This is a genomic window from Bacteroides sp. AM54-2NS (genome assembly GCF_003602935.1).
In the GTDB taxonomy this organism is placed as follows: Bacteria; Bacteroidota; Bacteroidia; order Bacteroidales; family Bacteroidaceae; genus Bacteroides; species Bacteroides xylanisolvens.
On record NZ_QTMZ01000011.1, the window covers coordinates 125,404 to 141,231 of the forward strand.

Below are 15,828 nucleotides of genomic sequence, written 5' to 3' on the forward strand. Positions count from 1 at the left end.
TTCATTCTTCATTCTTAATTCTTCATTTAATTATTATGAAATTATTCGACGTATATCCTTTATATAACATCAACATTGTCAAGGGCGACGGTTGCAAGGTATGGGATGAGAACGGAACGGAATATCTGGATCTCTACGGAGGTCATGCCGTTATCTCTATCGGACATGCACACCCTCACTATACAGCAATGATAAGTAACCAGGTGGCTAAACTTGGTTTCTACTCAAACTCCGTCATCAACAAGCTCCAACAAGAGGTAGCCGAACGACTGGGCAAGATTTCCGGTTACGAAGACTACAGCCTGTTCCTGATTAACAGTGGGGCCGAAGCGAACGAAAATGCTCTGAAGCTAGCCTCTTTCTATAACGGACGTACCAAAATCGTATCTTTCAATAAGGCATTTCACGGACGGACATCTCTGGCGGTAGAAGCGACTCACAATCCTTCCATTATCGCCCCTATCAACAATAACGGTCATGTCACCTATCTCCCGCTCAACGATATGGAAGCGATGAAACAGGAATTGTCTAAAGGAGACACATGTGCTGTTATCATTGAAGGAATACAAGGGGTAGGCGGTATCAAGATACCGACCACCGAATTTATGCAGGAACTCCGCAAAGCTTGCAGCGAAACAGGAACGATCCTGATTCTCGATGAAATTCAGAGCGGATACGGGCGTAGCGGTAAATTCTTCGCCCATCAATATAATGACATCAAGCCGGACCTCATCACTGTAGCCAAAGGTATCGGCAACGGTTTCCCGATGGCAGGTGTCCTAATCAGCCCGATGTTTAAACCGGTATATGGTCAATTGGGAACTACCTTCGGTGGAAACCATCTGGCATGTTCGGCAGCACTCGCTGTGATGGACGTCATTGAGCAAGAAAATCTGATAGAAAACGCAAAGGTAGTAGGCAACTACTTACTGGAAGAACTGAAGAAATTCCCGCAAATAAAAGAGGTACGCGGACGCGGACTCATGATCGGACTCGAATTCGAAGCCCCCATCAAAGAACTACGCAGCCGCCTCATCTATGATGAGCATGTATTTACCGGAGCAAGCGGTACGAATGTACTTCGCCTGTTACCTCCTCTCTGTCTTACTATGGAGGAAGCAGAAGACTTCCTTGCCCGGTTCAAGAAAGTACTCCGCTCATTTGATTAATAAACAGCCAACGATAAAAGCAGCCTTTATTAGAAATTTATTTCTTATTCCGGCTGCTTTTTGTTTTTTCGTAATTAACTGTTACCTTTGCCTTTAACAACTCATTAAAAATAAGCGTATATGAAAATAGCCATTATCGGTGCAGGAAACATGGGCGGTTCAATAGCCCGTGGCCTGGCAAAAGGAAGTCTGATAGACGATTCGGACATCATTGTGTCCAATCCGAGTGCCGGAAAACTAGAGAAACTGAAAAAGGAATTTCCGGGTATCTCTACCACCAACAATAATGCGGAAGCTGCCACAGGTGCAGATATTGTCATCCTTGCTGTCAAACCGTGGTTTATGGAACCGGTGATGCGCGAATTAAAACTGAAAAGCAAACAGATACTCATCTCCGTAGCTGCCGGCATCAGTTTTGAAGAACTGGCTCATTACGTCATAGCACCGGAAATGGCCATGTTCCGTCTGATTCCGAACACCGCTATCAGCGAACTGGAAAGTATGACGCTTGTTGCCGCCCGCAATACGAACGATGAACAAGACAAATTCATCCTCCGGTTGTTCAGCGAGATGGGAACTGTGATGCTTATTCCCGAAGATAAAATAGCAGCAGCTACTGCGTTGACATCCTGCGGCATTGCTTACGTATTGAAATACGTTCAGGCAGCCATGCAAGCCGGAATTGAAATGGGACTTCGCCCCAAAGATGCCATGCAGATGATAGCACAATCCTTAAAAGGAGCAGCCGCACTGATTCAGAACAATGACACCCACCCCAGCGTAGAAATCGACAAGGTTACCACTCCGGGCGGAATCACAATCAAGGGGATCAATGAACTGGAACACAACGGATTCACCTCCGCTATCATCAAAGCCATGAAAGCCTCCAAATAATACCATAGAATTATTAATCATAAAAATACGAACCACTTGTATGAATGAACAAATTAAACAGATCGCAGAACGCCTCCGCGGATTACGTGATGTACTGGAACTGACCGCAGAGGATATCGCCCGCGACAGCGACATCTCTGCCGAAGAATACCGACTTGCAGAAACCGGAGACTACGATATCTCTGTCAGCATGTTACAAAAAATAGCCCGCACGTATAATATAGCTCTCGACGCCCTGATGTTTGGTGAAGAGCCTAAAATGAGCAGCTACTTCGTGACCCGTGCCGGCAAAGGAGTCAGCATCGAACGTACCAAAGCTTATAAATACCAATCACTGGCTTCAGGATTCATGAACCGTACCGCCGATCCGTTCATCGTCACTGTTGAACCGAAAGCAAACGACGAACCAATCCATTATAACCAACATAACGGACAAGAATTCAACCTTGTCATCGAAGGACGTATGCTTATCAACATCGAAGGCAAAGAAATCATCCTCAACCAAGGCGATAGTATCTATTTTAACTCTAAACTTCCACATGGCATGAAAGCGCTCGATGGCAAAACGGTACGTTTTCTGGCAGTAATTATGTAATAATAAAAAAATGAAGAATGAAAAATGAAGAATGAAGAATTATGTTGCACTGTATAAATAATACGCATGGAAAAATTCTTCATTTTTCATTCTTCATTCTTCATTCACATAATCCATAACATCATGGTAGAAAGATTTTTATCACAGACCTCTTTCAGTTCACAAGAGGATTTTATCAAAAACTTGAAAATAAACGTCCCGGAGAATTTCAACTTCGGCTATGACGTAGTAGACGCCTGGGCTGCCGAACAACCTGACAAGAACGCTTTACTTTGGACAAATGACAAAGGCGAAAGTCGCCAATTCTCATTTGCCGACATGAAACGATCTACGGACATGACCGCTTCTTACTTCCAGAGCCTGGGTATCGGCCGTGGCGACATGGTGATGCTGATTCTGAAACGCCGTTATGAGTTCTGGTATAGCACCATCGCTCTTCACAAACTAGGAGCAACCGTTATTCCGGCCACCCACTTGCTGACCAAAAAGGATATTATCTATCGCTGCAACGCTGCCGACATCAAAATGATCGTAGCTGCCGGCGAAGGAATCATCCTGCAACATATCAAAGATGCTCTTCCCGAATGTCCCACGGTTGAAAAGTTAGTCAGTGTCGGTCCGGAAATCCCGGAAGGCTTCGAAGATTTCCATCAGGGTATCGAAAATGCTGCTCCGTTTGTACGTCCGCGCCATGCGAATACTAATGATGACATCTCTCTGATGTATTTTACTTCCGGCACTACCGGCGAACCTAAGATGGTGGCACATGACTTTACCTATCCGTTAGGTCATATCGTTACCGGTAGTTTTTGGCACAACCTGAACGAGAACAGTCTTCACCTCACCATTGCCGATACCGGCTGGGGAAAAGCGGTATGGGGAAAACTCTACGGACAGTGGATTGCCGGAGCCAATATCTTCGTCTACGACCACGAGAAGTTTACCCCGGCAGCTATTCTGGAAAAAATCCAGGAATATCATGTCACTTCTCTCTGTGCGCCTCCTACCATCTTCCGGTTCTTGATTCACGAAGACCTGACAAAGTTTGATTTATCTTCACTAAAATACTGCACCATTGCCGGAGAAGCATTGAACCCCGCTGTATTTGAAACTTTCAAGAAGCTGACGGGTATCAAACTGATGGAAGGTTTCGGACAAACAGAAACAACCCTTACCATCGCCACCATGCCTTGGATGGAACCGAAACCGGGAAGCATGGGGCTTCCGAATCCTCAATATGATGTAGACTTGATCGACCATGAAGGCCGCTCTGTTGAAGCGGGTGAGCAAGGACAAATTGTAATCCGCACCAGCAAAGGTAAACCTCTCGGACTTTTCAAAGAATACTACCGGGATGCGGAACGCACTCACGAAGCTTGGCACGATGGTATTTATTACACCGGCGATGTTGCCTGGAAAGACGAGGATGGCTACCTTTGGTTTGTCGGTCGTGCAGACGACGTAATCAAGAGTTCCGGTTACCGCATCGGCCCATTCGAAGTGGAAAGTGCGTTGATGACTCATCCGGCTGTTGTGGAATGTGCTATTACCGGAGTACCCGACGAGATTCGCGGCCAGGTAGTAAAAGCTACGATTGTTCTATCCAAAGACTATAAAGCACGTGCCGGAGAGGAACTGATTAAGGAATTACAGAACCACGTGAAGAAAGTGACTGCTCCTTATAAATATCCGCGTGTCATCGAGTTCGTAGAAGAGCTACCTAAAACAATCAGCGGTAAGATCCGCCGGGTGGAGATTCGCGAAAACGATAAGAAGTAAATTATAAACAACTCTAATCAATAGAAGAACGATATTACAGATGATGTAATATCGTTCTTCTCATATCTACCCAACAATAAAATTCAACAGAAATAATATGATAGTTCCTGTTTATTTAAAACTCTCTTTTTTCCAATAATTATGTCCTTCAATAATATGACTGTTATTAGCTTTATAAAAATCCTTCACAGGAGTCATCTGAAAACAATTATTAATAATAGCATTATCGACATCTTCAAAAGTAACAATCGGGTGTTGGTTTACAGGATACTTCGATCTAACATTATTCAGAACAATCTGCTTACACTTACTGAATTGCCACGGTGAACCAGTCTGCGAAGAGAAATCCACATTATCAAAACGAATATCTTCAGCAATATCAACTATAAATCCAACCTCTGCCTTCATATTAATATTTGAAAAGGACAAACCTTGTACAGGCATTTCTTCAATCCCTTTAATATAACCAATTTGCTTGATATCAGAACCTGTGATATTACTCAAATGAATGTTCCGGAAAACAGGAGTCCGTTCACTGACAGGTTCCACTTTTGATTCTTTATCATAGAACAAATCAAAGATGAAGGCATTCCGCTGAATATTCTTCATGACGATATTATCTACCCGAAGCTCTTCAACAACTCCTCCTCTCCCACGAGAAGATTTCAAGCGAATACCGGAATCCGTACCATCGAAAACACAATTAGAAATTGTCACTCTCCTTACACCGCCTGACATTTCACTACCAATAACTACCCCTCCATGACCGGAAAGCATAACACAATTAGTTATCGTTATATTTTCACATGCCTTTCCATATTTCCGTCCATCAGCATCACGCCCCGATTTAATTGTAATACAATCATCCCCTACACTAATAAAACAATCAGAAATACGCACATTCCGGCAAGAAGAAGGGTTTATTCCATCCGTATTGGGACCTTTTGGGTCTTTTGAAGGGTTATATATCGTCACTCCATGCACTGTTACATTATCACAAAAAGCCGGATTTATGGTCCAAAAAGGAGAATTGACAATTTTCACATTCTCTATCAACACATTGTTACATTCATAAAACTGAATAAAAGGAGGCCGAAACATACGACGCTCTAAAGAAGGTTTATAATAATCCGAAATTTCCAGTTCTTCATTAGCCTCTTCCCACATTCGTTGTAGTTTATTCAAAGCAGGCAATTTTCCTCCGTTCTTTTTAATCAGCTCCCGTGTTTCTTTCTCCCAGCTCCACCATTTGAATCCATTACCGTCCAACGTTCCACGCCCGGTTATAGTCAAATTCTCCGCATCATGCGCATAAATCAGGGGAGACAAAGTATTCATCACTGTACCTTCCCAACGAATCTTCACAAAAGGAAGATAATCTTCAAAACGATCTGAAAAACGAAGAACAGCTCCGGACTCCACATACAAAGTTATATTATTTTTCATGTAGATAGTGGCTGTCAAATAAACACCTGCCGGGAAATAAATAGTTCCTCCACCTTCAGAAGATGCTTTTTCAATCGTTTGGTTTATTAACTCCGTACAAGATTCAATACCTCGGGGATCAGCTCCAAGCTCCTTCATATTAAAGGTACGAGCCATGCGGTTACGGCTATAACAAGTCCCACTACACAAATAAATAGACGTTTCATTTATAGTTTTCATTTAAAATTTTACCAGTTCTAATTGTCAAAACAAAAGTACGAGGTATCTTCTCCCCTTATAGGGTAATAATTGTGCTTGATAGAGGATAGACAGGTGGATTAAATATGCAAAAGCGTGCATTTTATGTTCAATCACTATTTTAAATTTCCTTTTTAATCCAGTTTTATTTATTTTTGCTCTACACATAATTTATAATATCATGAAGACACTCTATGTTTTCCTTTTATGCTTATACACCAGTCTGACTATAGCAGCTCAACCTCTTTGCCAGATTAAACACTTCTCTGTCAATAATGGTCTTTCGCAAGGAGTAGTAGTGAATATAATGCAAGACAAAAAAGGATTTCTTTGGTTCGCCACCTGGAATGGACTAAACAAATTCGACGGATACACATTTAAAAATTACAAAGCATTTCCGGGAGACGGCTGTACTTTAACGACTAACCGTTTCTCTTATATTACAGAAAGCAAAGACGGAGATATATGGTGCAAATCTTATGATAACCGTGCATATCTATTTGATATTCAGACAGAGAAGTTTATTGACATACTCCTTCCTATTGAATCATCCCTGCAACAAACCAACATAGTCAGCAATATCTATACCTTAAATAAAGGAATTACGTGGATCACCTGTGAACAAGGTTATGCTTTCAGAATCAATGAGCAAACCTGCAAAGAAGGAAAAGATATCATTTTATACAGCAGTTTCAACCAAAATTTAAAAGGAAACAAGATATTCGACATTTACGAAGATTCCGACGGGGACGAATGGATCATGACAGATAAGGGAGTAACCATCATCGGAAAAAAACGAATCAACAGCGATTATCCGTTCAAAATGGTCAAAGAATATAATAAGAGAATATATCTTATCTCAACTTCCGGAAAAATCGCAATATATGATCCCAAGAACGGAAATATAAAATTCCAGGAACTACCATGTTCTGTCACAGATATCTATTCCATATCTTCCATTTCCCCTTCTAATGACAGGATCGGCTTAGGAACTGACAACGGATTTATAACATACGATACAGAAAAGAAAAAATTCCAGCATTTTAATATACAGACAGCCACCCAGCCATCCAATGAAGCTCATTTTTTTTATCAGGACAAAACCGGAGAAGTCTGGATCTTTGCCAATACCTCCGGTGTGATAAAGCTAAATCTGCAAACAGGAGATAAACAGCACTTCACAGCTCCTATACAAAACCTGATCCAATATGAACGCGACAACCGATACATGATCTTTGAAGACCATGAAGGTACACTATGGATGAGTCCTCAAAAAGGGCATTTGTGCTATTATGATCGCGACAGTAATCAACTGAAACTATACTTTGCAGATGAAAACAATCCCGCTTCCCTATTTGCCCCCTCTATTCGTTATTATTATACCGACCGGCAACAGAATGTATGGATTACCAATGACCGGGGCGTAGACAAAATATCTTTCTATCCCAATAAATACAAAATACGCCCCATAGACAATGGATTGGAAATACGTGCTTTTCTTGCCGACAAACAGAAACGTCTCTGGGTTGCTTCCAAAAAGGGAAACGTCAGAATTTACCGTCCGGATGGGACATTAGAAGGCTACCTTTCTCCACAGGGTATAATCACCCCTCAAGAGGTTACTTTCGGAAAAAGTGTGTACTGTTTTATGGAAGATAAACAAGGAAATATATGGATGGGAACCAAAAAAGACGGCCTCATCCTTCTAAAGAAGAAAAACGAACACTCTTATCTTTTACAACAATTCGTCCATCAGCCACAAGATACATACAGTTTAAGTAACAATAGTGTCTATAGTATTATTCAGGATAGCCATGACAATATATGGATCGCATGTTATGGAGGTGGTCTCAACCTATTATCACACGTACCTGATGGTTCTACCAACTTTATTCATAGCGGCAACCGGCTGAAAAACTATCCTGTTTCTACTTCACTCAAAATAAGACATATCGCAGAAGCCCCCAACGGAGTGTTATTGATTGGCACAACCAATGGTTTACTTACATTCTCCAATAAGTTCGATCAGCCAGAAGAAATTAAGTTCTATCATAGCAACCGTATCCCTAACGTAGATTCCAGCCTTAGCAGTAATGATGTCATGCAAATATTTACTGACAGTCGAAAAAACACTTATGTAATAACATTCACCGGAGGAATCAGCCAGGTTATCTCTAAAAATCTGCTCACGGAAGATATACAATTCAAAAGTTATACAATCAAAGACGGATTAGCTTCCGATTTGGTACTTTCAATGCTCGAAGATACTCAAAAACAATTATGGGTAATCTCCGAAAACTCCATATCCAAATTCAATCCACAACAAGGAACATTTGAGAATTATGGAAGTAATTACTTTCAGAGAGAACTGAACCTCACTGAAGCAGTTCCCACACTAACCAGTCAAAAGAAAATCGTTCTCGGAACCAATCAAGGGATACTTGAAATCAACACAGAACAAATGAAAAAAAGTTCTTATGTACCTCCTATTGTATTTACCGGACTCAAAATACAAGGAAGTCAACTTCATGTAGCGCTTGATGACATAAAAGAACTGGAACTAAATCCTTCGGAACGTAATGTCACCTTTCAATTTGCAGCCATTGATTATGTAAATCCCGATGCCATCGAATACGCCTATCGTCTGCAAGGCCTGGAAGAAGAATGGAACGAAGCCGGTAATAACCGCTCTGCAACATACATAAATTTACCTGCCGGAGAATATCAACTGCAAATCCGTTCCAGCAATAGCGACGGAGTATGGACCGATAATATACGCACTCTCCCCATTCATGTTTTACCCACTTTTTGGGAAACATACTGGGCATGGTTATTCTATATTGTCATGTTCGTGTTATTCACTACTATCATTGTATACATTCTGTTCTATATCTACCGTTTGCGGCATCAGGTTGACTTGGAACAACATTTATCCAATATCAAATTACGCTTCTTCACTGATATTTCACATGAATTACGCACTCCTTTAACTTTAATATCCAGCCCTGTATCAGAAATTCTAGCGCATGAAGCAATCTCTCCGACAGTTCGGGAACATCTAAATTTGGTACATAAAAACACAGAACGTATGCTTCGTCTGGTTAATCAACTACTGGATTTCCGCAAAATCCAAAATAAGAAGATGAAAGTGTTGGTAGAAAAGACAGAACTCGTTTCCCAATTACAGAAGATAATGGAAAGCTTCCACCTTATAGCAAAAGAAAAGAGAATTGATTTCCAACTTCAAACTAATACAGACAAAATATACGCATGGGTAGACCGTGACAAATTTGAAAAGATATTCTTCAATCTACTTTCAAATGCCTTCAAATATACACCGAACGGGAAGAAAGTAACGGTAAATATGATAACAGGTTCGGAGCAAGTCACCATCTCCGTATCCGATGAAGGCATTGGCATTGCTCCCGAAAAGCAACAATCCCTATTTTATCGATTTGAAACACTGGCACAATACAATATCTTGCAGCCTCATCCGGCATTGGGCTTTCACTGGTACGCGAATTAATAGAATTACATCACGGAAATATCCAAGTGAAAAGCGAGCCGGGAAGTGGAAGTGAATTCATTGTCACACTTCCTAAGGAAGAAAAAGCATTTGCAGACGATCAACAAGCCGAATTTATTTTATCCGACAGTGACAATAATTCACCGACGATACAAGCTACTGAAGAAGATTCGGATAATACATCCTTCAAGGCAGCATACGCAGAGAATGAAAATAAAACCGACACAGAGGATGAAAAAACTTCCATTCTTATTGTCGAAGACAACAATGAATTACGTCATTTCCTATGGAATATCCTGTCAGAGACTTACACTGTTCTCGAAGCAGCAAATGGAAAAGAAGGATTAAAATATGCACAGCAGTACATTCCGGATCTGATAATCAGTGATGTCATGATGCCGGTCATGGATGGATTAGACATGGTGAAAGCAATCAAAGCCGATCATAACACCTGCCATATTCCTATTATATTACTATCAGCAAAATCTTCTTTAGATGATCGGATAGCAGGACTGGAACAAGGTATCGATGACTACATTACCAAACCATTCAGCTCTACATACTTAAAAACCAGAATCTTGTCGCTGCTCCGTCAACGTAAACAGCTACAAGATCTATATTTATCGAAACTGTCAGAGCATACTCAAGAAGAGGATCATATAAATGGGTGGGAGCCTTCACAACCTCAAGTGACTCCATACGATGAACAATTCATGCAACAAGTAATGGCGTTTATGGAGGAACAAATGGATAATACAGATATCACCATCGACGACTTCGCCAACAAACTAATGTTAAGCCGTACGGTATTCTACCGAAAATTAAAATCCATTGTTGGGCTGACTCCGGTAGATTTCGTATGTGAAATGCGCATCAAACGAGCCGCCCAGCTAATTGAAAAAAGTGAATACAGTTTCTCCCAAATTGCTTATATGACCGGTTTCAATGACCCGAAGTACTTTAGCAGGCGCTTCAAAAAAATCATGGGAGTCACTCCTACAGAATATAAAGAAAGAAAGGGAGATGCCTCATAAGCACCTCCCCTTTCCTTACCAGTTTTCTATATTCAATTACAATACACCTTTTTTACCTTGCGTTCCATATTGATTCACGGCAGATACCTTCAAAGCATAATTCACTTCCGACACCGGAAAAGAGGTATCAGTAGTCGTCCCGAGAATCTGTTCTCCATCATATACAATATATCCGATCGCATTCTTCACAGGATTCCATTTAAGAGTGCCTTGCTGATAAACCAGACTGCGCGGACTTCCTAATTTCTCCATCATAATACGCGGATTCCAGCCATCATTACCCGGAATCATATTTTCGTACGTATATTTGTCCGCCTCCTCTTTCGTTATAGTTGCCTGACAGGTACCCGATACTTCCTTACCGGTTTGGCGGTCTTTATATTGATATTCCGTTTTGCGTTTACTTAAATCCAACACATTACCCTGTGCATCACGACTATTGTATTCGGCAAAAATTCCGGGAACCGTTCCCATATTCGTCCATCCTTCATCAGCGACAGGGATAAGCATAATGGTATTGATATACACCGTCTTCGAATTATTATGCCATGGACGCCCCAACTTCAAACGTCCGTCAGCCGCTTCACTGTTTCCATCTATAATGCAATTACGAAAAGCATAACCATATTTGGCATCTTTATGGGAAGGAGCCACTATTACTGCTTCACTCCGTACATTATAAAGCGTACAGTTTTCCAGCAACACATCACCACCACCATAAAAATAGTCTACCGCGCCTTCTATCCAGCAATCTTTCACATAGTGCCGACTGACATCATTATTGGCAGTCATCCAAGTATCTTGAAAAGAACGGAACTTACAATTATAAAAGGAAGCACAATCTGCCTGACTATTCATAGCCAAAGCCTGCGGACCATTATCTGATAAAACTCCCCAGTCATTCACATACGAAATGTTTTCCGTATAAAAGTGGTCTCCTTTTACCACCACTACCGATCCCTCGTATTTATAAACTGGAGAGGAAGGATTATGAACCGAGTGTTCCCAATAAGCTGTTTTTCCACCTATTTCTTTACCGGTCAGTTTACTACCAACATTCAAGTTTAAATGAATAATGGTCTTATCCTTATCCTGGCCTATTAAATGTACGTATGGCTTATTCTTAGGGATAATCACCTGCTCATTATACAAGCCATTCTTTATCAGAATCAACCAAGGTTTCGTCTGTCCGTCAGGTACAGCATTGATTGCTTCCTGAACCGTTTTATAATCTCCACTACCATCAACAGCTACAATAGCCTGATAAGGCGATGAGTCCGCCTGTGCATAAATCATTGCACAGGCACTCATCAATAAAATTGATAATACAATATTCTTCATGATATTCTTTATACCTAACAATTATAGGATCAATTAATACCAACGTGGATCACCAGCATTACCCGTTCCGGCGAACCCGGCTCCCGGTTTAATATGGAAATCACCGTTTAATGGATCAACGAACAAGTCATCCGAGCTTTGTTTTATTCTCGTTATTTCTTCAAACCTGTTATTGCCTTCCTGCAGGTCGGAGGTGATATAACAATTATCAGAGAAGTTCAAAATGTCATAAGCACCATTTCCACTATTCATTTTCTTTCCTTTGTTCGGACCGGAGAAAATCAAATTCCGCATTGTCGCAGATTTCGGAGAAGGCGGAGTACTTGCCGCATTATCGAAACGGAAAACTTTAGGCAATTCCTTCTTAGCATCCATAGAATTATAGAAAGTACAATTTTCCAATATCACATCACCGATTCCCCCTTTCACGTCCATCAACTGGTCACCAATATTAATCAATGTACTATTCGTTATAGAAACCCTTTCCAACTGATCGATATTTTTTCCGAAATTAATCATTCCATATCCGTCCGTACCAACTTCGGATATGACACAGTTATCGATCGTAATATCCGTCATGAACACACCACTTCCATCGCTAATACGTACAAGCGTACGTTTTATGTTCTGTATAGCACAGCCTGTGAATGAAATAGACTGGGCATAAGAACTATTTTTCCAATCCGTCATATAACTGGCCTCGCCATTTCCATTCAGGCAAACAAACTCGAATGACAGAGACTGTATCGGAGAAGCCAATGATATTTTATTAGTCACAATAAGCTGTGGACGATTATTTTCATTAGCTTCCGTACTGGTAAACAAAATATTATCCAATCCCGGAATCTTTAGTTCACTTACCTTATACACCGCCCCCGGAGTAAGTTGGACAGTTACATTGCTACATTCTTTCTCTTTCACAAAATTAGATAACAATGTACTTAAATCAATGACTCCGGTTTCCGTAGCCTCCACAAAAAGGATTTCGCTACCACCCAATCCCAGTGTCTTGAATACATACGAACCACGTAATGCATCATTATTATAAATCCGAACACGATAGGTCGCTCCATTCTCCAATTCGGAGAGTGTTTTTGAACAAGCCGCTATATCTTCCGAAGTCAAATCAATCTGTTTTTCCTCACCATATTTCGTATCCACCATTTGAGCCAACGTCAGATGAGTTACCCTGTTCGTTTCTTCCCATGTCAAGGTTGCGGAATTAGCTGTAACTTCCACTCCGGTAAATAATTGCTCATCCGGAGTTTTAAATGCTACACTGACATAAGTGCTTGCCTTTCCCTGCGCATCTTCTCCTTTCATACGAACAGAATATTGCGTAGAACCGTTGAACTCCTGAAACAAAGTACGATATTCCACCCTCATAGGCGTATTACTCTCTGAAAATACAGTCAATGTATCTTTCAGAATCGTATCTGTCCTTACATAATTTTCCGCATTAAACTCCAAGCTGTCCGTATAAAACTCAAAAATATAGACTTTTGCATTCACAATCTGCGAATATCTTAATGTAACCGAAGTCGCATCGGTAGCCGACTTATCGAACGTCAACGGACGGAACAAAGCATCATAGTTCTTATTAACTGTCCAGTCATTGGCATCGTCCTCACAGGAAGACATACCCACTATCAAAGCCAATAGTACATACAGGCATGCTCCGGATAATCTATTAACTAGTCTTTTCATCTTTTCCTACCATTAATTATTTATAACCATACGAATTAGAAACATACCCTTGCGTCTTATTGACATCCTCATAATAAATAGCGAATACATGGCGATAATTACACACTCCATTACCAACAGAATATTTACGGAACTCCGCTTCGGCTTCACCGCCCCAGTTCAGCCTGCCAAACAAATTCGAATAGTCGTAAGACGCATTCAGCCCTGTACCGCAAACCAATATTCTAGCCATTGTTTTCACATAATTAGTATTCAGGGTTGCATTTATATCACCATCCTTATTCAATGTCACCTGCATACTGATCCAGTTGCACTCATACTGTCCTTTTGATGTAGAAGCAGTACCGGTTCCCATATCCTCATTGAAGTTAACAGACGACATATCAATGTATTCCGGATTATCAGAGTCTTCATATTTATAATAGATTTTTCTCGGTATTTCATCCACTTGATAAGTCTTCCCGAAAATAGTCACCGGCTTGTAGTCATACAACATACAAAGACCTATTTTCATCTCTTCTATTTTCTCCGCCAACAATCCCCAACGTGTCAAATCCTGACGACGAATAGATTCACAACCAAACTCCCATGCCCGTTCATTGACAATAGCCGTGAAGAAATCCGCGTCATACTGCGTGATTTCGGGAGCACCAGTACCAAATGCTCTTTCACGAACCTTTTCCAAAGCCTGTCGGGGAGACATACCGGCAATCGGACTAACTGCATCCGGCCCTGTCAATACATTTTGAGCCTCCGCAAACATCAGGTAAATATCTGAATACCGCATCAAAATCCAGTTGATACCAGTAGCAATACGTGAATTAGCTTTCGGGAAACGGACTTTCATATAATTATCAGTCATCCAATACCAACGCCATTTACCACAAGCCACTCCTAATGGATTACAGCGAATAACTTCCTTATTTTTTCCATTCTCATTGATATATTCCTGGAAAACACAAGTAACATCCCGACGGGTGTCTGCCGGATCAAATGAATAAAAATAGTAAGCAGTAGTAGCCGCATATCCTGCCCCTCCCATACCTTGGGTGGTATTAAAAACCCCTCTGTTCAGGTTGTATCCCATCGTGGCCCCCACATCTCCATTCTGTCCTTCACCAAAAGCAACTTCAAACAGGTTTTCATTATACTTGTTGTATTCCAGATGATTGACAGTAGACCAAATATTCTCATAACTGGGATCAAGCTCATGAGGATTATCAGTCGCTCCCAAAATCTCCGCACACTGTTTGGCAGCCAGTTCATAATAATCTTTCCAATTCTTAGGGCGACCGACGAAATATCCGTTCATTTCCGGAATGGTCGGATGATGTTCCACATCCAAGTCCGGAAACTGATTTCCATCCCGTACAGACCATCCTCCGGCAAATAGCGCTACTTTTGCCAGCAGTCCTTTGGCAAAACCTTTATTCATGCGTTCTACCGTATATGATTCTTCTCCCATCCAAGGCAGATATTCAATTGCCTCTTTCAAATCCTCTATGATATAATTATAAACAATATCACGATCCACTTTTCCTATATAGACATTTCCCAATCCGCTTTCAGACGCATGCTCTTTATATGGCACATCTCCCCAATAACGAATCAATTCAAAATAGCCTAACGCTTTTAGTGCTAATGCCTCTCCTAAATATCTACGCATGGCAGCCTTGTCCGAAGTAGATTGCATCAACGGTGACCGACGTATACCATCTACGATAGTAGTGGCGGATTCTGCCAGATAATAAAGTTTGTCCCATCTGGTATTCCGGTTATAATTATCGTCATAAAAATTGCCAGCACCTTCATCACGAAGTGTCGAATTATAGTTTTCCGTAGAAAACGCACCCGAGCCAACCTCCACGTCAGAAGCTCCCTGCCAGTTGACACACAGTTTCTGACCATATATATAGGTGTCCGTCATTGTCGCATATACACCCATCAGGGCTGCTTCCGTCAGAGCAGTCGATTTAAACAGATTCTCATCACTTGGAATAGAAGGACTTTCGGTATCCAAAAAATTATCCATACACGAAGTGCATAACACAGAGGAGGATAAAACCGCTAAAAATAGTTTCTGTATTTTCATTTTTCAAG

The 15,828-nt window shown here is 41.1% G+C and carries 8 protein-coding genes and 1 pseudogene; 5 read left to right on the forward strand and 4 right to left on the reverse strand.

Annotated elements, in window-relative coordinates:
* The first annotated feature begins 35 nt into the window (after nt 1–35).
* The 4 genes from DXA05_RS09405 to DXA05_RS09420 all read left to right on the forward strand — a co-directional run bounded on the left by DXA05_RS09405 (nt 36) and on the right by DXA05_RS09420 (nt 4,437).
* Nucleotides 36–1,169: an aminotransferase class III-fold pyridoxal phosphate-dependent enzyme gene (locus DXA05_RS09405; RefSeq protein WP_128859101.1), complete on the forward strand. Its 1,134-nt coding sequence runs from the start codon at nt 36–38 to the stop codon at nt 1,167–1,169.
* A 120-nt stretch (nt 1,170–1,289) separates the two neighbouring features.
* Complete coding sequence (proC, locus tag DXA05_RS09410) at nt 1,290–2,063, forward strand: pyrroline-5-carboxylate reductase (protein WP_128859102.1); 774 nt, start codon at nt 1,290–1,292, stop codon at nt 2,061–2,063.
* A 40-nt stretch (nt 2,064–2,103) separates the two neighbouring features.
* Nucleotides 2,104–2,658, forward strand: a complete 555-nt coding sequence (locus DXA05_RS09415) for a cupin domain-containing protein (protein ID WP_004313803.1) — start codon at nt 2,104–2,106, stop codon at nt 2,656–2,658.
* 123 nt (nt 2,659–2,781) lie between these two features.
* A complete protein-coding gene (locus DXA05_RS09420; protein WP_128859103.1) occupies nt 2,782–4,437 on the forward strand; it encodes an AMP-binding protein in 1,656 nt (551 codons plus the stop codon).
* 111 nt (nt 4,438–4,548) lie between these two features.
* Here the strand turns inward: DXA05_RS09420 and DXA05_RS09425 are convergent, their stop codons facing one another.
* Nucleotides 4,549–6,039 carry a glycoside hydrolase family 28 protein gene (locus DXA05_RS09425; protein WP_165861506.1) on the reverse strand — a complete coding sequence of 497 codons (1,491 nt, stop codon included), beginning with the start codon at nt 6,037–6,039 and terminating at the stop codon, nt 4,549–4,551.
* Between the two features lie 262 nt (nt 6,040–6,301).
* Here DXA05_RS09425 and DXA05_RS09430 point away from each other — a divergent pair.
* Nucleotides 6,302–10,680, forward strand: a pseudogene (locus DXA05_RS09430) (two-component regulator propeller domain-containing protein).
* Between the two features lie 36 nt (nt 10,681–10,716).
* Here DXA05_RS09430 and DXA05_RS09435 read toward each other — a convergent pair.
* Genes DXA05_RS09435 through DXA05_RS09445 form a run of 3 tightly spaced genes read right to left on the reverse strand, consistent with a single transcriptional unit; the run spans nt 10,717 to nt 15,820 of the window.
* On the reverse strand, nt 10,717–12,021 hold the full coding sequence (locus tag DXA05_RS09435) for a pectinesterase family protein (RefSeq protein ID WP_128859104.1): 1,305 nt from the start codon (nt 12,019–12,021) through the stop codon (nt 10,717–10,719).
* 33 nt (nt 12,022–12,054) lie between these two features.
* A complete protein-coding gene (locus tag DXA05_RS09440; protein WP_087322794.1) occupies nt 12,055–13,728 on the reverse strand; it encodes a DUF5123 domain-containing protein in 1,674 nt (557 codons plus the stop codon).
* A gap of 16 nt (nt 13,729–13,744) precedes the next feature.
* Nucleotides 13,745–15,820 carry a RagB/SusD family nutrient uptake outer membrane protein gene (locus DXA05_RS09445; RefSeq protein ID WP_004305005.1) on the reverse strand — a complete coding sequence of 692 codons (2,076 nt, stop codon included), beginning with the start codon at nt 15,818–15,820 and terminating at the stop codon, nt 13,745–13,747.
* Nucleotides 15,821–15,828 lie beyond the last annotated feature (8 nt).

What these genes read in the sequence shown, in the direction of transcription:
- DXA05_RS09405 (WP_128859101.1), top strand. Translation starts at nt 36, where the DNA reads ATGAAATTATTCGACGTATATCCTTTATATAACATCAACATTGTCAAG.
- proC (WP_128859102.1), top strand. Translation starts at nt 1,290, where the DNA reads ATGAAAATAGCCATTATCGGTGCAGGAAACATGGGCGGTTCAATAGCC.
- DXA05_RS09415 (WP_004313803.1), top strand. Translation starts at nt 2,104, where the DNA reads ATGAATGAACAAATTAAACAGATCGCAGAACGCCTCCGCGGATTACGT.
- DXA05_RS09420 (WP_128859103.1), top strand. Translation starts at nt 2,782, where the DNA reads ATGGTAGAAAGATTTTTATCACAGACCTCTTTCAGTTCACAAGAGGAT.
- DXA05_RS09425 (WP_165861506.1), bottom strand. Translation starts at nt 6,039, where the DNA reads ATGGCTCGTACCTTTAATATGAAGGAGCTTGGAGCTGATCCCCGAGGT.
- DXA05_RS09435 (WP_128859104.1), bottom strand. Translation starts at nt 12,021, where the DNA reads ATGAAGAATATTGTATTATCAATTTTATTGATGAGTGCCTGTGCAATG.
- DXA05_RS09440 (WP_087322794.1), bottom strand. Translation starts at nt 13,728, where the DNA reads ATGAAAAGACTAGTTAATAGATTATCCGGAGCATGCCTGTATGTACTA.
- DXA05_RS09445 (WP_004305005.1), bottom strand. Translation starts at nt 15,820, where the DNA reads ATGAAAATACAGAAACTATTTTTAGCGGTTTTATCCTCCTCTGTGTTA.